The sequence below is a fragment of the Actinoplanes sp. NPDC023801 genome, assembly GCF_040639655.1.
Classification (GTDB): Bacteria; Actinomycetota; Actinomycetes; order Mycobacteriales; family Micromonosporaceae; genus Actinoplanes.
This window is the reverse complement of the sequence record NZ_JBFAAI010000031.1, coordinates 21,794-45,628: the sequence shown is the minus strand read 5'-3', so window position 1 is coordinate 45,628 and position 23,835 is coordinate 21,794. Positions and strand designations below refer to the sequence as shown.

Sequence of the window (23,835 nt, the reverse complement as noted above, 5' to 3'; positions counted from 1 at the left end):
GCTCTACGAAATACGGCCTGGGTCGTGGTCGGCGTACGATCTGCGATTAATGACGGTAATATTTCTTTCGTGGCTTTTGCCGATACGCAACGGGACGAGCCGGGCCGACGTCGTGCGGCCGACGGCGTCGGCTCGGAGCGGGTCCGGATGAATCTGCGGTCCGGGCCTGCATTGCCGCAGGCTGCAGCCGATCATCTGCTGACGCTGGTGGCGCAGGCCGCGCAAGCGCCCGCCGCGGTGGTTCACCTGCTGGACGGTGAACAGTTACGGCTGGTCGGCGCATACGGTCTGCCATCGCACTGGGCGCGTTCTCCCTCGGTACCCGTATCGTCGGCGCTGGGCAGGCTGGTGATCTCGCAGGGAGTCCCCGTTGTCATCAGCGACGTCCTCGCTGATGACCGGGTACCGGCGGCGGGTGCGGCGGGGGAACGCGCTTATCTGGGCTATCCGATCCGTGACGGCGACGGCGCGGTCGCGGGAGTGTGCGCGGTGCTGGACTACCAGCCGCGGCAATGGCAGCCGGAGCATCTCACCGCGGTGGACCGAGGGGCGCAGGCGTGCACGGCGCTCGTGGGCGAACAACGCTCCGCGGTGCGGGCGGATGACGCGCAAAGGCTTCTCATAGCCCTGCTCGACAGCTTGCAGACCGGTGTAGCCGCATGCGACGCCGCCGGGTGGCTGATCTTCTCGAACAAGGCGAATCAGGACCTTAACGGCGAGTTGCCCAACGACATCGACCTGAGGACATGGACCCGGCAGGAGGCCGCCCAGACCTCTGCCGCGATGCTGCCCCCCGCATTGGGGCCCCTGCTGCGGGCCCTCGCCGGCGAGCACCTGCACGAGTCCGAAATCATGGTTGAACGGCAGCAGCAGCGACCTTCGACGCTGCTCGCCGACGCACAGCCCATCATCGACGCGGACGGCGAGTCGCTGGGCGCCGTGGTCACGTTGCAGGACGTGACCCAACGGCACACTGCGGCCGTGTTGAAGGACTGCGAGCTGACGATCCGGCGCATGTTGTCCGGCTCCGACACCAGCCCTGCCGACGAGCTCCTGCGCGGGGTCATCACGACCATCGGGCGGATGCTCGATTGGGCGGCCACCGAGTTTTGGACCATCGACGAGGTCGGCAACGTCCTGCAGCGGCATCTGTGGTGGACCGATGAGCGGGACATGTTGCCGCCAGGATTGCCGGACCGGCTCGGCCATGGTCAGGGTATGCCCGGACGAGCCTGGCAGACCTCCGAGGCGGTCTGGGCCACGGACTTGAGCGCCGACGCCGACGCACGCGCACAGACTCTCGATTGGGGTCTGCTGCGCTCGGCGGTGGCCGTGCCGGTGCCGATCGGATCGGTCACCCGCGGCGTTGTGACCTGTTACAGCGCGTACACCGAACATCCCGACGATGTCCGCACTGCCGTCATGACGGGCATCGCCGCCCACATCGGGCAATTCCTTGAACGTCGCCGCGGCTGGGATCTGACCACCGAACTCGGGCACAGCCGCGACGAATACATCGCCCTGGTCGGACACGAGATCCGCACGCCACTGACCAGCATCCTGTCGTACACCACACTGATGATCGACGACCCCGACCTGCCGGCCGGCGATCGAGCCCAAATGCTGCAGGTGATGCAGCGCAACACCGGCCGCCTGCAGATCATCGTCGACAAACTCCTCGACATCGCCGGCCTGCAGTCCGGCCACGTGACACTGGATTCCCGACGCATGGACCTGAGCGCCGTCCTGCGCGCTGCCGCCGACACCGCCCGCACCCGGCTCGCCGACAAGGATGTCACCGTGGACGTCGACGTACCTGACGAAGCAGTTCTCTGGGGCGACCCGCGCCGACTCGCCCAGGTCGTCGACGAACTTCTCGCCAACGCCGTCGACTGGGCCGACGACGCCAGCCACATAAGGGCGACCGTCATCGCTGACGGACCGGCCACGCTGCTCACCGTGTCCAACACCGGGCAGATCATTCCCGCGGCTGAACGCGAACGGCTCTTCCAGCGCTTCTTCCGTACCCAGGACGCCCTCACGAACGCTGTCCCCGGCACCGGGCTGGGACTGTCACTGGCCCGGACCATCATCGAGCAACACGGTGGAACGATCACCGCCACCACCGACGACAACCCGCCCGGCACCACGATCACCGTCCGGCTACCCGCCGAGCGGCGCGCACCACCGTCGGAGCAATTGCCGGCAACAACAACCGGCGCCGCACCCGCAGCCCGGTATCGCTGACGCCCCACCAGTCGGGTGCGAAGCCGAAGATCAGGTCTTCTGCCGCTTCCCCTGCGAAAACCTGATCGACGGCCCAAGCACCGGTGCAAACGCCGGGTTCCGAGTTCAGCGACGTCGTGCAGCGTCACGTCATGATTGAGCGCACAGGTTCCGCCGTCACCTCCACAACGTGCGGACCCCCGGACGCGGGAGGTCCGGTCACCGGCTGGCATACGGGCAGCAGCTGTCGGTGCTGTGATGCGGGTGGTGCCCGACATCGGCCATGTGTAGCACGGCGGCGACCAAGTCGTTGTTGCTGAACGGCCACCTGAGTATCACGCAGGACGGGGTCGTTGCAGAGGTCTAGTAGCGCGGGCGGAGCGGATCGTGTCCTGGCGGCCGGTGTCGATGGGAGCCGACCGGAGTACTCCGGCAACCGGCGATGGGGCCGTGTCACGCTCGTGTCGTGTCGGGTGGGTTCAGCGTGGGGTGGGCGATCAGGGTGCTCGCCGCGGTGCTCAGGCTGGTACCGGTGGCGGCGGCGTGGGCTCGCAGCCTGAGGTAGGCGTTGGCAGCGGTGGCGTTGGCGCGATTGATGATGAGGGCGATGGCGCATTGGATGGTGGCGCGTACTTCCAGGGCCCGGGCAAAGCCGGTGAGTAGTTCCTCTGCACCGGCCTCGAGCGCCGGCATCGGGTCGCTGGTTCCGGCGGGCATGGGCCGGTCGGGGTCGTAGACGGCCCAGACTCCGATGATCAGCGGGGCCATCGCGGCGGCGTCGCGCCCGTGCAGGTTCAGCACGGCGAGGGTGGCACCGCTGCCGGTGATCAGCGGGATGGACACCGACGCCTGCAGCCCCAGTTTCACGGCGGTGTCACGGAAGCCGGGCCAGGTCATGGTCGTGGCGATGGCGTCGACGGCGACCGGTGCGGCGTCGGCGAGGGCCTGCACGCAGGGGCCGCCGCCGGCGGTGTACTGGGCGTGGTCGACGGCGCGGGCCAGGTCGCTGTTGGCCGCGACGGTGGTGGGGGTGTCGTCGCGCAGCGCGGTGATGGAGGCGTAGTCGACGGCGGCGACCCGGTCGACGGCCAGCTGCGCGATCGTTGCGAGTTGGGTGTCGAGGGTGACCGCGTCTTCGGGGGTTTCCGCGAGCGCGGCCAGGTTGTGCGCGAGAGGGCCCAGGCCCGACGGTGCCGCTGTCGGCACGGGCACCGCCGGCGGTCGCCGGGCACGGCCGAGCCTTGCCGGGGGTGTGTGCGTCCCGACCGGCCGACGGTGCGTCGCTGCAGCGTTCTGCAGCAGGGCGTGGGCGTGGTCGAGCAGGTTGGCGTTGTCGAACGGCTTCGTCAGGTAGTCCTCGGCGCCGGCTCGTGCGGCGGCGACGGCGTCGGGGTACAGGTCGGCGGTCATCACGATGATGGGTGTGCCGGCGGTGCGGGCATCGGCGTGCAGCGCCCGGCAGACTTCCGGGCCGTCATCGCCGAACAGGTTGAGGATCACCAGGTCCGGTGTTTCCCGTACCGCGGTGTCCAGGGCGGTATGAGCGTCAGGCGCGGTGAGGACCGTGTAGCCGGCGCGGGTGAACAGCCTGGTGAATGTGTGGCGTAGGTCGGCGTCGACCTCGCCGATCAGAATCGTGGCAGCCATGACGGACGCCCTCTCCGCAAGAGACGCCCGGGCGGCTCTCGTCACGCCGGGGCGGCGGAGGACCCCGTACGGAGCGTCGTCATGTCCGGATGATATTGGTATACCCCATTTTATATCGCCACAAACCAGCCGTTCCGCTCCTTCAGGCGGGCTCCCCGGATTCGGCTGCGCCGACGCGAGGTGACCGAGCAGTTAGACACCGACGGCCTGCACCGCGATTGATCGGCTGGCGGTACCGCGGTACTACTCCCGGAGCGCCGTTCGGCACCCGTACGAGAGCCGTGCCGCGTTGCTCATCCGGTCCGACGGCTGTGCCGCCTGCGCCTTGCCGACCGGCCTGAGCCGCGGATTAACGGTCGTCTCAGATTCGCTCGGTACGAATTCGGCCTCGGACAAGCGATGCAACTCGTCAGGAGGCTATTGATGTCAGTCAACGCAGCGCCGCCCAGGGAAGCGCCGCCCGGTCGGTTGGCGGGCCGTTGGTTACCGTGGCTGGTGATCGGCTTGTGGCTGGCGCTGGCGGCGGTCATGGTGCCGTTGAGCGGAAAGTTGAGCTCGGTCACCACCGACAGAGCCGTGGACACCCTGCCGGCCGGCGCCGAGTCCACCAAGGTGGCGGTGCTGGAGGACAGTCTCCCCGGCGGTGAGGACAACACGTTCGTCTTCGTGTACCACCGCGCCGGCGGCTTGACCGACGCCGACCGTGCGACGGTCGAGCGCCACTACAACACCCTTGCCAAGCGTTACCCGACGACGACGGCGGCGGCCGGCGAGGACGACGACGGTCCACCGGCGAGTCTGTCCACCGACGGCAAGGCGATGATGTTCACCCTCGACGTGAGCACCACCTACGGCGGAGCGGAGGCCCTGGTCGGCCCGTTGCGTGACGCCGCGAAGGACCGCCCCGCCGGCCTGGAACTCGAGGTGACCGGCCCGGCCGCGGTCGACGGCGACATGGACGCCGTGTTCGACGGCATCGACCTGCAGGTCTTCCTCACCACCGTCATCGTCGTCACGGTCCTGCTCGTCCTCACGTACCGCAGCCCGGTGTTGTGGTTCGTCCCGCTGGTGGTCGTGGGCGTGGCCGCACTGACCGCGATGGCGACCGTCTACCTGCTCGTCAAGGGCTTCGGCATCGTGGTCAACGACCAGAACTCGGCGCTGCTGACGATCCTGGTGTTCGGCGTCGGCACCGACTACGCACTGTTGCTCATCGCTCGATATCGGGAGACCCTGCACCACCACGAGAACGTCCGGGTCGCGATGGTGCACGCGCTACGCGGCGCGGCGCCGGCCATCGTCGCGTCCGCGGCCACCGTGATCGCCGGCCTGCTCTGCCTGCTCGTCGCGGACCTGAACAGCACCAGCGGGCTGGGTCCGATCGGTGCGGCCGGCATCCTGTGCGCGCTGGTGGCCATGCTGACGCTGTTCCCGGCGGTGCTGGTGGTGCTGGGCAGGCGGATCTTCTGGCCGGCCATCCCGCGGTTCAGTACGGCCGTGGAGGAGAAGCCGGGGCTGTGGGGGCGGCTCGGCGCGACCATCAGCCGCCGCCGGTGGGTGGCGACGCTCGGCTCGCTCGGAATCCTCGGCGTGCTCGCCGTCGGGCTGGCGGGTAACACCGGCGCCCTGCGGGAGCAGGACCAGTTCCTGTCCGCGCCGGAGTCGGTCACCGGTTTCAACGTTCTCCGCCAGCACTTCCCGGAGCTCGGGGGCCCGCCGATGACGATCTACACGCGGCCGGCGTACCAGGAGCAGGTGCTCGACGTCGTCGAGAACACTCGCGGTGTGGCCGTGGCCACCCCGGGTCGGACCAGCGGCGGCTGGGCCGACATCTCCGTGTTCCCGGCCGACGCGCCGGACACCGCCGCAGAGTACGACACGATCGAACGGGTGCGCACCGCCGTGCACGCGGTGAACGGGGCGGAGGCGATCGTCGGCGGGCCGAGCGCGGAGAACCTCGACACCGAGGTGACCACCAGCCGCGACGAGAAGCTGGTGATCCCGTTGGTGCTCGCCGTCGTACTGATCGTCCTCGGGCTGCTGCTGCGCGCGATCGTGGCCCCACTGGTCCTGATGGCCACCGTGATCGTCTCGTTCGCCGCAGCCTTCGGCGGCAGCGTGTTCGTCTTCGACACGATCCTCGGGTTCAAAGGTGTCGACTATTCGGTGCCGCTGCTGGCATTCCTCTTCCTGGTGGCGCTCGGCGTCGACTACAACATCTTCCTGGCCAGCCGGGCCCGTGAGGAGACCGTGCGTCTCGGCACCACAGAGGGCATGCTCAAAGCCCTCTCCGCCACCGGTGGCGTCATCACCTCGGCCGGCCTGGTCCTGGCGGCCACGTTCGCGGTCCTCGTCTCGCTTCCGCTGGTGATGTTGATCGAGGTCGGGTTCCTGGTCGCCTTCGGGGTGCTGCTCGATGCCCTGCTGGTGCGGTCGGTCCTGGTGCCCGCCCTCACCCTGCTGATCGGCCGGCGGATCTGGTGGCCGAGCCGGCTGTCCCGTCCGACGGCGGCGCCGGGCGCGCGAAACTCGCCGACCGACGACGAGGAGTTCGCGCTGCAACGGTGAGCGAGGCGGCACGGACGAGATCCGGGACGGGGACCCAGGCCCGTACGGATCCCGTCACGGGCCTGGCGCTCGCCGCTCTTCGACCGGGGCGGTCGGGGCCGCGGTCGGAAGGTCGACCCGAAGCAGCGCGCCACCGCGTGCGGAGCGGGCGACAGCGGCCCGGCCGCCGTGGCCGTGAACGACCCGCTGCACGATCGACAGCCCGAGCCCGGATCCCGGCAACGCCCGGGCACTGTCGGCACGGTAGAACCGGTCGAACACCCGCGGTACGTCGGCGGCGTCGATGCCCGGCCCGGCGTCGTCGACCTCGAGCACCGCCGACGCGCCCTCGGCCCGGAGCCGGACCTGGACCGGCTGGTCCGCGGGGGACCACTTGCCGGCGTTGTTGATGAGGTTGAGCACCGCTCGCTGGAGCGCAGCGGGACGCCCGCTCACCCACACGGAGGTCACGTCGAGCGCGACCTCGATGTGGGGCGCGCGGGAATGCGCCTGGGCCGCGGCGGCCACCACCACGTCGGCGAGGTCGATCGGTTCGGTGTTCTCGTCGCTGACGTCACCGCGTGCCAGGTCGGTCAGCTCGGCGGCGAGGGTGCTCAATTCGGCCACCTGGGCGCCGAGATCGTTGAGCAGCCGGGTCCGGCTCTCCGCCGAGAGGGCGGTCTCGAGGGTGCCGCGCCGGTCGAGCCGGACCAGCAACTCGATGTTGAGGCGCAGGCTCGTGAGCGGGGTCTTGAGTTCGTGGGCGGCGTCCTCGGCGAGCAGCCGCTGGGCACGCCTGGAGTCCCGGAGCGCGGCGAGCATGTCGTTGATCGCCTGGATCAGCCGCCGGATCTCCCCACCGCCCTCATCCGGGATGCCGGCGTCGAGATCCTGGGTGTTCGCGACACGTACCGCGGCGGCGGTCAGCCGGTCCATCGGTGCCAGCCCGGTCCGCGCCACGGTCCGCCCGACGACGGTGCCGCCGGCCACGCAGAACAGCCCGATCAGCAACATGCCCAACCCGAACCGGTTGATCGGGCTGTCGTCGGCGACGCGGGCCACCTGCACCGCGCCGTCGCCCGCCCGCAGCGTGTAGATGCGGTAGCCGTCCTCGTCGCTGTCCTTCGACTCCATCAGGTCGGCTGACTCGCCCTGCGCCACGCGCCCGGCGTGCTCGCTGACCGGGGGTAGCGCGGGCTGGCCGACCGGCGTCCGGGTCGAGCCGTCGGGCAGAATGACCCGCACCAACCGGCCGGATCCCGGATACGGCGGTAGCTGAACCTGCGCCAGACCGGCGCGCTCCGCGTTGATCGCCAGGACGCGGGAGCCGGCGCGCAGCTGGTTCTCGGCGGTGTCCTGCAGCTCCCGGTCCAGTAGCTCGCTGGCTACCTGGAAGGCCGCGAACACGCTGACCGCGATGGCCGTCGCCGCGATCACCGTCATCCTGGTCCGCAGGGACCGCCGGCGCCACCATCGGGTCAGCCGAAGCGGCTCCCCCCGGGCGTGCCTGCTCACGGAGGAGTCTCCCGCAACGTGTATCCCAGGCCGCGCAGCGTGTAGATCAATCGCGGCTCACCCTCGGCCTCCATCTTGCGGCGCAGGTAGCTCACGTACACCTGGAGGTTGTTGGCGGTGGCGCTCATGTCGAAGCCCCAGATCGCCTCGAACAGCGCATCGCGGGTCAGGACCCGGGTCGCGTTGCGCACGAGAACCTGCAAGAGGGAGAACTCGGTCCGGGTCAGGCGCAGCGGCCGCCCGCCCCGCCACGCCTCGAACCTGTCGGGATCGAGCCGGACATCAGCGAACGACAGGATCTGCGACTCGCCGTCGGCCGGCGTGCGCCGGCGCAGCAGGGCCCGCACCCGGGCCAGCAACTCCTCGGTGGCGAACGGCTTCGGCAGGTAGTCGTCAGCGCCCGCGTCCAGCCCTGTGACCCGGTCGGAGACCTGGTCACGGGCGGTCAGCATCAGCACCGGCAGATACCGGCCCGCGGCCCGCAACCGCCGGCAGGTCTCCAACCCGCCGAGGCGGGGCATCATCACGTCGAGGATCAGCAGATCCAGCGTGTCGTCGCCGGTCCCCGTGACCTCGTCGAGCACGGCGAGACCGTTGGCGACGGTGCTGGTGTCGTAACCCTCGACCTGGAGCACCCGCTCCAGCGAATCGCGGATGGCCGCGTCATCATCCGCGATCAGGATCCGCACGTCGGCCCGCCCCTCCAGTCGATGCACCGCCGCTCATTCTCCCCGGTCAACCTGAGGCCAGGATTAGAGTCGTCACCTCTGCGGTGCCCGCGGGCCGGGCTCCTACGGGATGCCTGGGTGCAGGCTTGACCACTGACGGGACGGCACCGAATGTTGGGATCGCCGGTACGTCGTGCTCCCGACGTTGAGCTACGGGTTGCCGGTGTTCTCCCGGGCTTTGCGTCGGCGCACCGCCGGCCACACCACCGCGACGATCGCCAGGACGGCGAGGACGCCGATCGCGCCCGGCACCCACCACGACGAGGGTGTGGTCTGCGGCGACCCGCCCCGCTTCGCGGCGGAGACCACCGGCACCTGCGCCGGAGCCGACTGGGCCGCTCTGGCCTGCACCTCGACGGTCACCTTGCTGGTGTACGGCGCCGGCGCGCGGACCGTCACCTGCCACTTCCCAGGAGACAGGATCGGGCCGGTGGCGTAGAAACCCTGACCCTCGCCGGTCGGTTCGAGTTGCACCGGTCCGACAGCCCGTCCGTCCGCGGCGGTGGCGGTGAGGGCCAGCCGGACCAGCGTTTCCAGCTGGTGCCCGTCGGCATGGCGGGCCTGCACGGTGATGCCGATGGCGCCGTCGCCGGCCACCTCCAGTTTGAGTTTTCCGATGTGCGCCCACGCGGGGCCGGCCGCCGGCAGGAGCGCCAGCAACAGGCCGGCCAGGACGGCGGCTGCTCCACGGGTACGACGCATCACGCTGTTCCTTCCTGCACCGGGAGGCCCCGTCCCGCCCGGGTGACGGGACGGGGCCGATGTCGTCAGAGCCCGCGGTTCGGGGAGACCCGGGTGGGGTCCTCGGCGAGCCGGCCGGTGCGGGCCAGCGGCTTGCCGTCGTTCGCCCGCGCCCCGGCCCGGCTCGCGGTGCCGCCGAGCCGCTCGATCATCGCGTCGGCGTCGCGGAGCAGGGTGTCACGCACATCGGTGTCAGCTACGAGAGCAGCGTCGTTGACGAGCGTCCTGAAGGTGACCAGCTGCCGTATTGCCCGCTGGTCCTCGCCCGCTGCCTCCGAGGCCCGGATCGTGTCCAGTCTGGTGGACAGCTGCCGATGTGCCTTGGTGGAGAGCCGTCCGGTCGCCTTGAACCGGTCCAGCAGGTTCTGCATGTCCCGGAACGAGGTGGTGACGAAGAACCGGACCGTCGTCGAGGTGCTGTTGTCCGCCTTGTCGGTCGCGGTCACGGTCAGCTCGTGCAGGCCGAGTGGCAGCTCGTACAGCGCTTGGAGGGAACCGCTGGTGTACGGCCGCCCGTTGAGCGTGCCGGTGGTGGTCTCGATGCCGGAGGTCGGGTCGACCGCCTGCCACGAGGTCCGGATGTCCTGGCTGTCGCCGTACAGCTGGCCGTTGGCCAACCCGGAGACCAGCAAGGTCGGCTTGGTGCCGTCGATGCGTACGACCCCCGACTTGAGCGTCTCGGCGTTGCCGGCCCTGTCCGTGGCCCGGTAGAGCAGCTCGTGCTCGCCGTCGCCGGTCACGGCCACCGGTGTGGTGTACGGCGTCCAGGTTCCACCGTCCAGCGACCACTCCAGCAGTCCCACCCCGGAACCGCCGTCCACCGACTTCAGCACCACCGGGACGGTGCCGTCGTGCCAGCCGTTGTCGTTGGCCGGGGCGAACTGGGCCGAGGTGACCGGAGCCGTGCTGTCGATCTTGACCGTGACCGACTTCGCCTGCTCCACGTTGCCGGCCGAGTCGGTCGAGCGGAACCGCACCTCGTGGGTGCCGTCACCACTGACCGGTACGCCGGCGGTGTACGCGGTCCAGGCGGTGGCGTCGTCGAGCTGGTACTCGGTGCCCGCCACCCCGCTGCCACCGGTCTCGTCGTCCGCGGTCAGGGTGACCGTGACGCCGGCGGTGTACCAGCCCTCGACCGGGGTGCCGGACACCTTGGCGCTGGTCACCGGCGCGGTCGTGTCGGCGTTCCCGGCGCTGATCCGGAAGTAGTCGAACGCGACGGTCTTCGAGGCGGTCTGGGCGGCACCGAGGCTGTACAGCCCCACCTTCGGGGTCGCCCCGACGGCGGCGTTGGTCAGCGGCGCGAACGTCGTCCATTCCGTGCCGTCGGCCGAGTACGCGGCCGTGTAGGTGTTGCCGGCCCGGGCCAGCCGCAGATGCCACACCGCCGAGGTCAGACTGCCGGCCTGCGGTTGTGGGTCCTGCACCGCGGCGCCGATCTCGCTGCGGAACTCGATCCGCCGGCTGACCGGCTGGCCCGCGGTGTTGTCGGCGACGAAGTCGAGCTTGACGTAGTTGTCGTCGTCGCCGTACACGAGCAGCCCGGCCTGCTGGTACTGCTCGTCCAGCAGGCTGGCGTCGACCTTGGTCTGCAGGGTCCAGTCGCCGGCCGGCGCGGTCTGCAGGACGAAGTTCGTCGGCCCGGTGTTGTTGCCGGTGTAGATGTCACCGTTGGGCACGTCGATACGCAGGGCACCGTCGGTGACCCGGTAGGTCGCCGGGTCCTCCCGGACGATCGCGTTCCACCGGCACTTGTCCAGGGCGGCGCCGGTGAACTCGTCCGACGGAGCGACCGGTTCCGCCGGGGCGTCCGGCGTGAACTGGAACCAGTCGAACGCCGCGTCCACCACCGGCGCGGTGGTGCCGCCGTTGAGAGCGAAGACCCCGACGCGCGGGTTCTCGATGCCGGCCAGCGCGGCGGCCCGGCCGACCGGGGTGAAGGTCCGGCCGTCGGCGGAAGCCTCCGCGGTCAGGTTCGTCCCGTCGCTGGTCAGCCGCAGGTACACCACGTCGCCGACCGGCGCCGCGGTGCTGTCGCCGCTCTCGTTGCGCGGGCTTGCGGCGGTCTCCCGGATGAACTCCACCGTGCGCGCGCCGTTGTAGAGCAGGTCGAGCTTGGCGTAGTTGTCGTCGTCGCCGTACACGATCAGACCGGCCTGCTGGTAGGTAGCGGTGATCGGCACGGTGAGCTTGGTGGTGGCCTGCCAGGCGCCGCCGGGCGCGGGCTGCAGGACGAGGTTGGTGGCGTCGTTGCGGGTGCCGTAGAGGTCGCCCGCGCCGGTGGGCAGCCGCAGCATCCCGTCGGCGACCGAGTGGAGCTGGTTCTCCCGGACCACCGTCCAGCGGTCACGCTCCAGCGCGCTGCCGAGGAAGTCGTCCGAGCGCGCCCCGAAACAGGAGGTGTTCGGTGCCTCGACCTTGACCGGGACATTGGCGTACGACTTTGCGCCGCGGCTGTCCGTGACGGTCAGGGTGGCGGTGAAGGTGCCGGGCACCCGGTACGTGTGAGTGGCGTCCAGGGTGGTCGCCGTGTCGCCGTCGCCGAAGTCCCAGGCGTACGTCAGCGGGGTGTCGCCCTCGGCGTCGGTAGCCGTGCCGTCGAACGCGACGGTGACCGGCGCGGTGCCGGCGGCCGGTGTCGCGACCGCACTGACCTTCGGCGGCGCGTTCTCGGTGACGCCCCGGCCCAGGAAGTCCAGCCAGTTCACGTTGAACAGCGGCCCCGTCCCGGCGGCCGGGTCCCGGGCGACGAAGAACAGGGAGCCGGCGTTGGTGCCGGTGACCGGCGCGGTGACGTCGACCCAGGTCTGCCAGCCACCGGTGCCCGGCACATCGACCGTGGCGACCAGCGGGCCGTCGGCGGCGTCGGCGCGTACCTCGATCCGGCCGCCGGCGGCACCCGACGCGACCCGGAAGCGGATCGAGTCGATGCCGGTCAGGCTGGCCGGGTCCAGCGACCACCAGTCGCCGTCCTCGATGAGGCTGATGTTCTGGCCACCGCCGGCCGGGTCGCTGCCGGTCTCGCGGCCCACGCCCGGGTCGCCGCCGCCGACACCGCCGGGCACCCGGCCCGTGCCGGTGAAGTACTCGGCCTGCTTGCGCTTGGGCTGCAGCTGCTCGATCGCCCGCCCGGTGAGCGGGCCCGCTCCGCCCGTACCGCCGTCGTCGGTGTAGGTGGCCTCGAAGACGGCGAAGACGTTGGCCTCCGCGCCGTGCCCCGAGGCGAGTGTGGTCTGCACGGTGCCGGTGCAGCCGGTGTGCTGCTCCAGCGGGTGGGCGTGCTCGTCGTGGCCGAGCAGCACCTGCAACCGCACCCGGTCGCAGTCGATCTCGCCGTCCTCCGGGTCGGTGACCTTGATCGTGTACCGGACCTGGTCACCCCACTCGAAGAAGCCGCCGTCCGGCGGGAACTCGATGCTCACCGTCGGGGCGGTGTTGCCGGCCGTCACCGGGACGTTCGCCACCGCGCTGCGCCCCTTGGGGTTGGTGACGGTCAGCTGCGCGGTGTAGTCGCCCGCCGTGGCGTAGGTGTGGGTGGGGTTGGCCTCGGTCGAGGTCGCGCCGTCACCGAACGTCCAGGCGTAGGTCAGCGCGCCGCCGTCGGGATCGCGGGATCCCGCGCTGGAGAACCGTACGGTCAACGGCGCCTGTCCGGACGTCGGGGTGGCGGCGGCCGCGGCGATCGGTGCCCGCTCACCGGCGATGTAGTCGATCCGGTAGATGCCGGAGTCGTCGTTGTTGCCGCCGAAGCCGGTGCCCCACTCGATCATGTACATCGCGCCGTCCGGGCCGAACTCGAAGTCCATCGGGCGGATGAACTTCATCCCGGACAGCAGCTGGTTGATGTCGACCAGGGACCGGCCGTCGGCGGTCACCTGCATGGTGTACATCTTCGACTGGTTCCATTCGCCCAGCAGCGCTTTGCCGTCGTAGTAGGCGGGCCACTTGCGCGTGGAGTTCAGGCCGGCGTCGTAGCGGTAGACCGGGCCGCCCATCGGGGCGCCGCCACCGCCGATCTCCGGGAAGCGGGCGTTGCCGCTGTAGTCGTAGTCGACGGTGGCGCTGACGGCCGGCGGCAGCGTGGTGAGACCGGTGTTGTTGGGCGAGTTGTTCACCGGCGCCGCGCAGTTGAACTTCGCCCCGCTCGGGCCGGACGGGAACTGGTAGTCGTTGTACGCGTAGTTCGCGCCGATGCAGTACGGCCAGCCGAAGTTGCCCGGGGCGGCGACGATGTTCCACTCCACGGTCCCCTCCGGACCGCGGTCGGGATTGGTCGCACCGGCGTCCGGCCCGTAGTCGGCGACGTAGAGGGTGTTCGTGGCCGGGTCGACGCCGATGCGGAACGGGTTGCGGAGACCCATCGCGTAGATCTCCGGGCGGGTCCGCGCGGTGCCCGGCGCGAAGAGGTTCCCCGCCGGGACCGTGTACGACCCGTCGTCCTCCGGGTGGATCCGCAGCACCTTGCCGCGCAGGTCGTTGGTGTTGCCGGCGGTGCGCTGGGCGTCGTAGTCCTGCCGGCCGGCACGCTCGTCGATCGGGGTGAAAGCGTCCGACTCGAACGGGTTGGTGTTGTCGCCGGTGGCCAGGTAGAGGTTGCCGGCACTGTCGAAGGTCATGCTCCCGCCGGCGTGGCAGCAGGTGTTGCGCTGTGTGTCGACCTGCAGGACGACCTTCTCGGTGGCCGGGTCGATGGTGTCGCCGACGACGGTGAACCGGGACAGCAGGTTGCGGGCCACGCCGTCGTTGCGCGCGTAGTAGAGGTAGACCCAGCCGTTGCCGGCGAAGTCCGGGTCGAGCCGGATGCCGATCAGGCCGTCCTCGTTACCGGTGAAGACGTCCAGGTCGACCGCGGTCACCGTGGTGCCGGTGCCGGGCTTGATGATCCGTACCCGGCCGTCGCGCTCGACGTAGAACACCCGGCCGTCGTCGGCGATGTCCAGTTCCATCGGGTTGCTGGTGTTGCTGTCCAGGGTGATCTTCTCGAAGCTCTCGGTCAGCGAGGCGCCGCAGTCGGCGTCCAGCTGCCCGGCCGCGGTCTGAATGCCGCCCAGCAGGTGGGCGAGGAACGCCGGATCGCTGTACGACTCGATCGTGTGGCCGCCGCCGGTGTACCAGGCCCGTCCGCCGTCGTAGTCCTGGCACCACGCGGTCGGGTGGTCGGCACCCATCGCGCCGGCACCCGCGGTGTAGGTGGTCTCGTCGAGGCTGGCCAGCACGTGCACGTCACCGCGGGGGTTGGACCGGAAGTTGTACCACTCGTCGAAACGCGACCAGCGCTCCGGCAACTCGGCCGTGGACGGGTGGGCGTGGTCCTCCACCTTCACGGTCGCCTGCTGGTTGGCGGGGTGGCTGGCGAAATACGCGCCGACCAGCTCCCCGTACCAGGGCCAGCTGTACTCGGTGTCGGAGGCGGCGTGGATGCCGGCGTACCCGCCGCCGGCTTGGATGTAGCGCTCGAAGGCCGCCTGCTGGCCGGGGTCCAGGACGTCGCCGGTGGTGGAGAGCCAGATCACCGCGCGGTACTTGGCCAGGTTGGCGTCGGTGAAGGCGGCACTGTCCTCGGTGGCGTCGACGGTGAAGCCGTTGTCGGCGCCGAGCTGCTTGATGGCGGCGATGCCGGCCGGGATGGCGTCGTGCCGGAAGGCGGCGGTCTTGGAGAAGACCAGGACGGAGTACGGTTCCGCGCCGGCCGCGGCCCGGACCGCCGCGGGCTGCGGGCCCGCGGGGGCGGCCTGGGCCGGGGTGCCACTGAGGACGGTGACCAGCAGGGTGCACGCGAGCAGGGCAGCGGTGAGCAGGCTTCTTCGGGGGTGAACACGGCGTGGACGGGGCACGCGTCTCTCCTAGTCCTGGGTGGACGGCGGACTCATGCCACAACCCACGCATCGATATTTGTTGATTGGCTATACAAATTAGGGCCGCCCGTCGAATGTCCGGCAAGAGTTCGGTGTGTAACGGATCGGTAACACTGCCGGAGTGAGATGAGGCAATACCGGGTCCTTGTCAGGGGTGCCGGTGACCGTGCCCGCCAGCTCGGTGATCCAGTTGAAGTGCCGTAGGCGATCTGCCGCGGCCAATTCGTAGGTGAACGATCGACTGGATGTGAGCTACGGCGCTTTGCTGTAGCCGTACAGGACCGCCCCTTTCGATTCACGATCATGAACGCGAGGGGAAAGCGGCGTTTGGTGGCCGCCAGTGCAGCCGGGATCGCTCTTGCGGCTGTGGTCACTGCGGTCAGCCTCGTAGTCCGGACCCTGGGGTGACGCCGAGCGGGTCGCGGTATCCGCACAGGGCGAGGCCATAGCCGCCGGGAATCTGCGGGCGGCGACGGCCGGGCTGGCCGAAGCGCCGGCCGTCGTCTGGGGCGGCACGTTCGCCTCTTCTTCGGGCCAGCGCAAGGGTTTCTACAACTTTCGGAGTCATGGTTGCCCGGATCGGCGCCATGCTCGGCTCGATGGCGATCAAGGATGCCACCGGCGCACGGGTGACGTCCGTCGGCGTGATCTCCGTCGGCGGGCACACGATGCTTTACATGGCATCGGCCCGTCCGGCGCCGCCCGCCTGATCGGCGACATCGGCGACGCCAGCCGCGGCCACTTCGCGTCCTGGAACGGCACCGCACCCATCGACGCCTCGTCCGGCGACCAGAACCGCCATCGCCTGTCGCGGGCCGGGAACCGGCGCATCAACCGGGTCCTGCGCATCATGGCCGTCGTCCAGCTCCGCAACGACAGCGAAGGACGCCGCTACTACCGGCGCAAACTCGCCGACGGCAAGACCCCGCTGGAAGCGATGCGGGCACTGAAACGACGCCTGTCCGACGTCGTCCACCGACAGATGGTCGCCGATACCAAGCGGCTCAGGACGGGCCCGGGAGGACAAGCGGGGGCGACTCTGCAATCCAGCGCGGCCGACCTGAACCCCATGATCGACACTTCGGAGAAGTTACTTCCCGGACCCGCCGACAACTACCTTAGAGGACCACTTCTCACCGCCTCTTGACACAGAGGGGTGCCATGAAAGTAGGCCGCTCAACGCCCGTGGGACGAAATTTGATACCTATGACGGAGCTGGATGATGGCCAACGAGTGGACAGGCCGGCCCCGGTACGCTTAGATTCCGTTCGTCGATGGGTTCCTCTATTTCCACAACACGGACAGGATGCTCATTTGCGCACAATTCCCATTAAGGTCGCGTTGATTGTTCTGGCCCTTGCGGCCACGACACTGGCCGGTTGTCAGAGCGAAGATAAGACGGTGCTCACGCCGCCCTCGGTCGCGCCGACCGCATCACCGGCATCCAACGGGATCAAGGCGCTGAGCGCCACGGAGATCCTGCAGCGGGCCAAGGCGGCGCTCATGGAGGCGAAGTCCTTCCGGGCTAAGGGCACGTTGCATCAGGACGGCGAGAAGACCTTGATCGACCTCAAGGTCAGCGGGCTGAGCTTCATCGCTTCCGTATCCTTTGGCAAGGCCAAGGTAGAACTCCTTTCTACCGGCGGCAAGCGGTATCTCCGACCTAGCAAGCAGTTCTGGATCATGTCGACCAATACTCAGCAGGGCACAGTGCTGGCCCAGGCGATGGGCGACCGGTGGGTCACGGGAGCCGACAAGGATCCGGCGTTTGTGGACCTGTTCGCCATCGGTTCCCTTGACGGGTTATTCCGGCCCAAGAGGTTCGACATCGGCGCCGTCAAGGAAGTCGCGGGCGTCGAAGCGGTCGGGCTCATGGATTTCGACGATATTGAGAAGAAGCTGTTCGTTGCGGCGGTCGGCAAGCCGTACCCGCTCCAGTTGACCGGTAAGAATGGTGCCGAACTGGCATTCACTGACTTCGGTGCAACAATCACCGACCTAGCGGCACCCCCTGAAAGTAAGGTCGTGAACATCGGCGAGCTGGCTGGTTGAGGCTTGTTTTGATAGCACTGGCACCGTTCATAACGCGCCGTGCGCGGCTGACGGGCCGTGTTCAGCCCAACCGGTCCGCGGCTACCTTGAGTAGTTCCAGAGCAGCGCACTTAGGTCGTCTTCCGGCCAGCCATGCTTCCAGGTAGGTTGCCCCACTCCAGTGTGATGATCTTGAGGAAGCGAACATGAGATACGGTCCGGTCGTTGTCGCGATAGCGGCCCATGCATCCACAAGATGTCTACCGCATGGCGTGGACCCGCGACGCTGACTGCCGAGCGCAAGCACGTACGGGTTGATCATGCATGTACGGATGTCAGCGACATCCTTCAAAGCCGAGCCATCAAGCTTCTGGATCGCGCGGCCACCTGTCCAGGGTGCGCCGTTCCGGAAGGTCCAGGCCGCCCCACGCGCCGGCCGCGGAGAAACATCAGCCGCAGTGCATTCCACATCCTGACACGCTGCGTCCGCGATCGAATCCAGCGCGTAACGTCAATCGACATGAGCCGATCAGTGTCGCGTGTGTCCACGATCCTGGCAGCGCTGATCGCCGGACTGGCCACGGTCACGCTCATCCCGGGACCCGCCCAGGCCGCCACCGCCGTGTTCCTGAAGGAGAACTCCTGGCCCACCGGCTATCTGGGCAGGATGACGGTGACCAACGACGGCGTGGACCGCATGGCGGCCTGGCGGGTGGAGTTCGACCTGCTGGACGGCACCACGCTCGACTACAGCTGGAACGCCGTGGTGACCCGGACCGGTACGCACTACGTCATCACCGGCGCTTCGTGGAACGCGAGTCTCGACCCGGGCGCGTCGACGTCCTTCGGCTGGATCGTCTCCGGTTCGGGAGTGCCGCAGTCGTGCCTGCTCAACGGCGGGCCGTGCGCCGGCAATCCGGCAGCTCGCGACGCCCGGCCGCCCAGTACGCCGACCAACTTCCGCAGTGACACGCAGGGCAACACCTTCACCTTGCGCTGGGACGCGTCGACCGACGACACCGGCGTCGTCGGATACGAGATCTACACAGGCACCGGCTCGGGCCCGATCGCCACGGTGACCACCAGCCACAGCATGCCGATCCCACCGCCGATGGTGATGACCTTCGGAGTACGGGCGGTCGACGCAGCCGGCAACCGTTCCCCGTTCGCGACCCTGGGCCTCGGCACCTCACCGGACGTCACCCCGCCGGGCCCTGCGACGAACCTCAGACTCGTCAGCCCGAGCGGCGGCTACTTCACCGCCCGGTGGGACGCGCCCCGAGACGACCAATTCGTCGCCGGATACGAGGTCGCACTGGACGGCGCGGTCGTCAGCCGGGTCGGCGGCACCACGGCATTGGTGCGGCTCGGCTACGGAACACACTTTGTCAGCGTTCGCGCCTTCGACGGCGCAGGTAACCTCTCCACTCCGACCCAGGTCATGATCTCGATCGACCCGGGCCCCAGCGCCTCGGCCACATCGGAAGCCCCGCCCGCATCGCAATTCTGAATCGCTGCCGGCTACCGGTTCGCCAGGCGTTCGACTCTCTTCAGGCACACAAGGTATTCAGGCCGTGACCTGCGGACGCCCCGCCGAACGGAAGCTGCCCGAGCGGCCCGGCATCTGGCCTGACCACAGCGGCCGCTCATCTGTAGAGATCGGCTCGGGCGCACGATCGGCGGCGGATGAGGATGCTGACATCAACCCGGGGGTTCCACGGTCCGGAATGCCGTATGAGGATCAAGTTCGCTGTACACGTCGTCGGCGTTGACGATGATATGAGGATTGGCCTCGGTTCGGGCAGGCAAGTAGACGCGAAAGCTAGCGCCTTGACCGGTTTCGGTGACCACCTCGACGGTTCCATGGTGCGCTCGGACGATGGCAGCGACGATGGCTAGCCCAAGCCCGGTTCCGGTGGCGTCGCGGGTGGTGTCGCGGGTTCGTGCTCCGTCTGTCCTATAGAAGCGTTGGAAGACCCGTTGGGCCTGGTCGCGGCTGAGCCCTGGGCCGGTGTCGGACACCTCCACTACGGCGGTGTCGCCGGGTCCTGCATACAACCGCAGGGTGACCGCGACGTTCAGCGGGGTGTGTACCACGGCGTTGGCCATCAGGTTGCCGATGACTTGGCGCAGCCGAGCGTCATCCCCATTCACCACCAGCAGTTCCGGGTCGTCTCCCATTTCGAGGGTGATGTCCCTGCCCGGGTCGAGGGCCTGGGCGGTGTGCACTGCCTCCATGGCGAGTACCGGCAGCTCGACCGGAGCCAGCGGGAGCGGGCGCCCTTGGTCCAGGCGGGCCAGCAGCAGCAGGTCCTCGACGAGTAGGCCCATCCGGGTGGCTTCGTCCTCGATCCGTCGGACCAGCCGCGCGGCCGCCTCGGGTGCGGAGACGGCACCCTGGCGGTACAGTTCCGCGAACCCGCGGATGGTGGTCAGCGGGGTCCGCAGCTCGTGCGAGGCGTCAGCGACGAATTGCCGCATTTGTTCCTCGGAGCGCAAGGCTGCCTGCTCGGACCGGGCTCGGTCCAGAAAGGCCACCTCAATCTGGGTGAGCATCGCATTCAGCGCGGTGGAGAGCCGGCCGAACTCGGTGGTCGGATGGGCGCCGTCGGCCTCGGGATCCGGAACTCGCTGGGTGAGGTCGCCGGCCGCGATCCGCGCGGCGGTGCGCTCGATCTGCACGAGCGGGATGAGGCTTCGCCGCACCAGAGCGGCGCCGATCGTGGCCAAGGAGATCAGCACGCCCACGCCGACCAGCACATCCACCCAGATCAGGCGGGTGATAACGGCGTCGATGCCGGTCATCCGTTGGCCGACATGCAGGACAGTGTCGTCGGAGAGCCTCGCTGTCAGCATGCGCCACATGTACCTGCCGTTGGCACTGCGAGCGTCGTACGGTACGTCGACTTTCGACTCGAGCACGGCCAGCCCGATCGGCAGGTCGGGCACGTCATCTTCGGCTACACCCGCGCCGGGATCGACGGCCGCTCCTCCGCTCACTGCGGACAAGCCGATGAAATAGTCCGGCGGCGCGTAGACCGGGCGGTACGACCGGTTGGTCAGCTTGGACTCGGCGTGCATGGCCATCGTCTCGAGTTGGTCGTCCACGCGGCCCAGCATGTAGGCACGCAATGCGTAGGCACTGGCGGCGCTGATCAAAGCGACCGCTGCGAAGACTAACGCCAGCACGGAGGCCACCAGCTTGGTACGCAGTGAGATCTTGCGCAAGGTACTGTATCTCCGGGTCGAGTTGCGGCACCGTGCAATGAAAGTCGCGTCGTCCTCGGCGACGAACAGTTTCGCCTCGCTCTGCGGATTGTGGTCTTTCGACTGAGCGGCCATGCAGGCATCTTCAGCCCCTGCCCTGAGCCCCAACTGAGTGGCTATTGTGAATCTCCTGCAGGCACAAACAGTGGATGTCGGCCAACCGGCTCCAGTGTTCCGGAGGACGAATTCCGAACGAACCTGGGTTTGGTTTCCCGCTCCGATTCCAGGCCGAATCTCGTACCGGCCCCCACATGTCAGCAGAGGACGACGGGCAGCAATACGTGGGTATCGATCTCCAGCGTCGGCCGCCCTAGTGGTTGAGCGAACGCTCAAACGAGTCTATGTTCGTATTTGAGCGGTCGCTCAAATCGGAACCTGGGTCCGGGCGCCGGTACCGCCGTCACTGAGATGAGGAAGACCCATGAAAGTCGTGATCCCGGGAGGGACGGGGCAGGTAGGCACGATCCTGAACCGGGCGCTGACTGCAGACGGCCACGACGTCACGGTGTTGACGCGCTCGCCGAGGGGTGAGCGCCAGGTGCACTGGGACGGCTCGACACTGGGGCCCTGGGCGGCAGAGATAGACGGCAGTGATGTAGTCGTCAATCTGGCGGGTCGTAGTGTGAGCTGCAGGTACAGCAAGGAGAACCTTGCGGCCATGATGAACTCGCGCGTCGCGTCGGCGCGCGTGGTCGGTGACGCCATCGCTGCGGCGGCGCGCCCTCCGAAGGCATGGCTTCAGATGAGTACCGCAACTATCTATGCGCACCGTTTCGACGCGGCCAACGACGAGTACAACGGCCTGATCGGTGGCAGCGAACATGGCGTTCCCGACTACTGGGCCTACAGCGTGAAGATCGCTCAGAACTGGGAATCTGCGCAGGAACAAGCAGCGACTCCCCATACACGCAAGGTTGCACTCCGGTCGGCCATGGTGATGAGCCCGGACCGTGGAGGGGTCTTCGATGTGCTGAGCTGGCTCGCGCGACTCGGTCTCGGCGGGCCGGTGGCGGGAGGTGGCCAATATGTCTCGTGGGTACACGACCACGACTTTGCCCGTGCAATCCGCTTCCTGATCGAGCGTGAGGATCTCGCCGGAGCCGTGAATCTGGCCGCACCCCACCCATTGCCTCAGCGAGAATTCATGCGAAAGCTGCGCTCGGCATGGCGAATGCCTTTCGGCCTCCCCGCCACCAGCCATATGGCGGAGATCGGCGCATTCGTACTCAGGTCGGATACTGAACTGTTGCTGAAAAGCCGGCGTGTCGTTCCGAGCCGTCTCCTTGATGCTGGATTCACCTTCCAATACCCGCAATGGCATAACGCAGCCGTGAATTTGGCGACACGGCGCCGCAGCTCCACGTAGCAGCGAACAGCGCGGAATCTACCAAAGAACCACCACAGCCGAGGACTGAGGTGACAGCTTGAACTCACTCATCTCGGCCACGAGAGGATGTCGACCACTCGCCTGGTCGCCCTGGGGCCGATCCGTGAGTGATTCGCGCCTTGCTCACGTCAAGCCGTAAATCCGGTTCAGGTTCAACAGGTGATGGCCGACAACCGAGCGACCAGGCACATCGAGCACCAGGACCAGGTAAACGTTGGGCGTCTCGCATTCCACCAGGACGTGCTGGTAGACCGTCCCGCGCATGTTCCAGGCGTAGGACACCCGCCCCTCCGAGAAGTCATGTTCGCCGAAGTCCTCCGGAGGAACTAGCTCGAAGTACTCCCAGAAGTCGAACGGCGGTTCTTCGTCCAAGCCGACACGTTCCTTCTCCGACGTGGCGGTGGCTTTGAACTCGTCTTCCGTAAGCCTGCGCATCGCGTCAGGATGCCAGCTCTGTTCGGCCCATAGCGCTGTGACCCAAGGCGCCAGAGCGGCACGGTCCGTGGCGCGCTGACCGCCAGCCAGAGGTGGGTGTCGTCGGCCCTGGGTTCAATGAGATCGATCTGGCGGTCAGCCTCGAGGACGTCACTTGTATTGGTGGCGTGGACCCCATGGAGGCAGGCATCGACGGCGCTGTCGCCATCGTTGACGCGTGACTAGAAGGGCCCACTCTGGACGAGCACGGGCAACACCTCCAAAACCTCACTGCGCAAAATCCCGCGGCGGTGGAGCATCTCGTCATCGGACTTACGCAGCTCGCTGCGGGCCTAACGTTTGCCCTTTCGCGGAGCACCGGCATGCCGATGTCAGCCGTGCTATCGGATATGTCCCGTGCTATTAAGACCACGAACGCCGACGATTGAGGGTCGCGCTCTCGTCGGCATGACCGGATGATGTCGGGCGTTGGCCGCAGTGACGTCCATAGCGCAAGGGGCGGGTATTCAGCCCAACCGGTTCGCGGCGACCCAGAGTAGTTCCCAGAGCAGGGCGCTCAGCGCCGCGGTCAAGATCATTGCGATGAGCAGTGTTGGCCAGGCACGCCACAGGCGTTGGACGTGCCCCAGCCAGACGGGGATGGCGAGCGGCAGAATTACTTGGATCAGCTTTGCTGTGAGGAAGCCGGGTTCGACTTCCCCGTTGATGGCTGCCACCAGCAGGGCGCAAGGCGGAGCCGCGCCGACCTCCTGCCAGCCTTGACCAGACAGCAGCCCGTAGGCGGCGCCGGCGGCCAGCGCGGCACTCTGCCGCCGCGCGGTGCGCGTCATCTGGCCTAACAGGGCGAGTGACGGGCCCGCGACCATCGAGACCAGCAGCCAGGCCATGGTCATAACCGCCAGCGAACGCAATCCGTACCGATCCGACGATGACCCGTTCACCAGGTAGCCGCCGCTCCAGCGACGGCTGGCCACGAGAATGAGGAAGTAGTAGACGAGAGTGGCCGACACCAGCAGCGCGGTCGCACCCGTCACCGCACTGCGGCGGTCCGGGGCCGTACGTCCGGCCAGCAATGCCGCCGAGCCCCAGGCGAGGCCGCTGCTGACCAAAGCGACCATGACCGGTCGAGCCGAGCCGTCGACGGCATCGGCCGCGAACGCCAGCAGGCCGAGAACCGCCCCCGCCACTACGACCGCTGCGGCTCGATGCACGGGGCGCCGCACGACGACGTTGGCCACGCTTTCCTCCCCGTCCGGCCACAGTGCCAACGCCAGCCATCACTGCCGGCAACGCCACGCTCTCGTCCGTGAATCGCCACCGGGCCAGCGCGCGATTATCTCGCCAACTCCCAAGGCGCCACTATGGACTGATCGGCTGTCCGGTGGAGTCGTGGAGCCAACCGGCCCACCGTCGATCAACCGCTCGGCCGCAAAGCATTCATAAGTCACCTGTACGT

The 23,835-nt window shown here is 68.3% G+C and carries 15 protein-coding genes and 1 pseudogene; 8 read left to right on the top strand and 8 right to left on the bottom strand.

Features of this window, described 5'->3' with window-relative positions; all coding sequences use genetic code 11:
* The first annotated feature begins 69 nt into the window (after positions 1–69).
* Complete coding sequence (locus tag AB0G04_RS36500) at positions 70–2,247, top strand: ATP-binding protein (RefSeq protein WP_360992634.1); 2,178 nt, start codon at positions 70–72, stop codon at positions 2,245–2,247.
* Positions 2,248–2,679: 432 nt separating this feature from the next.
* Here the strand turns inward: AB0G04_RS36500 and AB0G04_RS36495 are convergent, their stop codons facing one another.
* Entirely contained in the window at positions 2,680–3,873 is a 1,194-nt protein-coding gene (locus AB0G04_RS36495; RefSeq protein ID WP_360992631.1) for a response regulator, read from the bottom strand.
* Positions 3,874–4,368: 495 nt separating this feature from the next.
* On the opposite strand from AB0G04_RS36495, the gene AB0G04_RS36490 reads away from it, so the two are divergent.
* Positions 4,369–6,441 (top strand): MMPL family transporter, encoded by a 2,073-nt coding sequence (locus tag AB0G04_RS36490; protein WP_360992628.1) that lies wholly within the window; start codon positions 4,369–4,371, stop codon positions 6,439–6,441.
* A 54-nt stretch (positions 6,442–6,495) separates the two neighbouring features.
* On the opposite strand, the gene AB0G04_RS36485 is transcribed toward AB0G04_RS36490, so the two are convergent.
* The 4 genes from AB0G04_RS36485 to AB0G04_RS36470 form a co-directional block, all read right to left on the bottom strand.
* Positions 6,496–7,863: a HAMP domain-containing sensor histidine kinase gene (locus AB0G04_RS36485; RefSeq protein WP_360992625.1), complete on the bottom strand. Its 1,368-nt coding sequence runs from the start codon at positions 7,861–7,863 to the stop codon at positions 6,496–6,498.
* A gap of 68 nt (positions 7,864–7,931) precedes the next feature.
* Positions 7,932–8,624 carry a response regulator transcription factor gene (locus tag AB0G04_RS36480; RefSeq protein ID WP_360992803.1) on the bottom strand — a complete coding sequence of 231 codons (693 nt, stop codon included), beginning with the start codon at positions 8,622–8,624 and terminating at the stop codon, positions 7,932–7,934.
* A gap of 189 nt (positions 8,625–8,813) precedes the next feature.
* Complete coding sequence (locus tag AB0G04_RS36475) at positions 8,814–9,365, bottom strand: hypothetical protein (RefSeq protein WP_360992622.1); 552 nt, start codon at positions 9,363–9,365, stop codon at positions 8,814–8,816.
* 65 nt (positions 9,366–9,430) lie between these two features.
* Entirely contained in the window at positions 9,431–15,238 is a 5,808-nt protein-coding gene (locus tag AB0G04_RS36470) for a ThuA domain-containing protein (RefSeq protein ID WP_360992619.1), read from the bottom strand.
* A 587-nt stretch (positions 15,239–15,825) separates the two neighbouring features.
* Here AB0G04_RS36470 and AB0G04_RS36465 point away from each other — a divergent pair.
* From AB0G04_RS36465 to AB0G04_RS36445, 5 genes and pseudogenes are all read left to right on the top strand, one after another.
* Positions 15,826–15,969 (top strand): hypothetical protein, encoded by a 144-nt coding sequence (locus AB0G04_RS36465; protein ID WP_360992616.1) that lies wholly within the window; start codon positions 15,826–15,828, stop codon positions 15,967–15,969.
* A pseudogene (locus tag AB0G04_RS36460) lies at positions 15,942–16,100 on the top strand (transposase); the annotation flags it as partial. The gene AB0G04_RS36465 and the pseudogene AB0G04_RS36460, both read left to right, overlap by 28 nt.
* Positions 16,101–16,109: 9 nt before the next feature.
* Positions 16,110–16,406, top strand: coding sequence for a hypothetical protein (locus AB0G04_RS36455; RefSeq protein ID WP_360992613.1), 297 nt, complete (start codon positions 16,110–16,112; stop codon positions 16,404–16,406).
* Positions 16,407–16,573: 167 nt separating this feature from the next.
* A complete protein-coding gene (locus AB0G04_RS36450; RefSeq protein ID WP_360992610.1) occupies positions 16,574–17,311 on the top strand; it encodes a hypothetical protein in 738 nt (245 codons plus the stop codon).
* A gap of 499 nt (positions 17,312–17,810) precedes the next feature.
* On the top strand, positions 17,811–18,800 hold the full coding sequence (locus tag AB0G04_RS36445; RefSeq protein ID WP_360992608.1) for a cellulose binding domain-containing protein: 990 nt from the start codon (positions 17,811–17,813) through the stop codon (positions 18,798–18,800).
* 191 nt (positions 18,801–18,991) lie between these two features.
* Here AB0G04_RS36445 and AB0G04_RS36440 read toward each other — a convergent pair whose 3' ends face one another.
* The gene (locus AB0G04_RS36440) at positions 18,992–20,632 is read right to left on the bottom strand and encodes an ATP-binding protein (RefSeq protein WP_360992605.1); all 1,641 of its coding nucleotides are present in this window, start codon (positions 20,630–20,632) and stop codon (positions 18,992–18,994) included.
* A 346-nt stretch (positions 20,633–20,978) separates the two neighbouring features.
* On the opposite strand from AB0G04_RS36440, the gene AB0G04_RS36435 reads away from it, so the two are divergent.
* Positions 20,979–21,923 carry a TIGR01777 family oxidoreductase gene (locus AB0G04_RS36435; protein ID WP_360992602.1) on the top strand — a complete coding sequence of 315 codons (945 nt, stop codon included), beginning with the start codon at positions 20,979–20,981 and terminating at the stop codon, positions 21,921–21,923.
* A 144-nt stretch (positions 21,924–22,067) separates the two neighbouring features.
* Here AB0G04_RS36435 and AB0G04_RS36430 read toward each other — a convergent pair whose 3' ends face one another.
* The gene (locus AB0G04_RS36430) at positions 22,068–22,379 is read right to left on the bottom strand and encodes a hypothetical protein (protein ID WP_360992599.1); all 312 of its coding nucleotides are present in this window, start codon (positions 22,377–22,379) and stop codon (positions 22,068–22,070) included.
* 506 nt (positions 22,380–22,885) lie between these two features.
* Positions 22,886–23,617, bottom strand: a complete 732-nt coding sequence (locus AB0G04_RS36425) for a hypothetical protein (RefSeq protein ID WP_360992596.1) — start codon at positions 23,615–23,617, stop codon at positions 22,886–22,888.
* Positions 23,618–23,835: the final 218 nt, after the last annotated feature.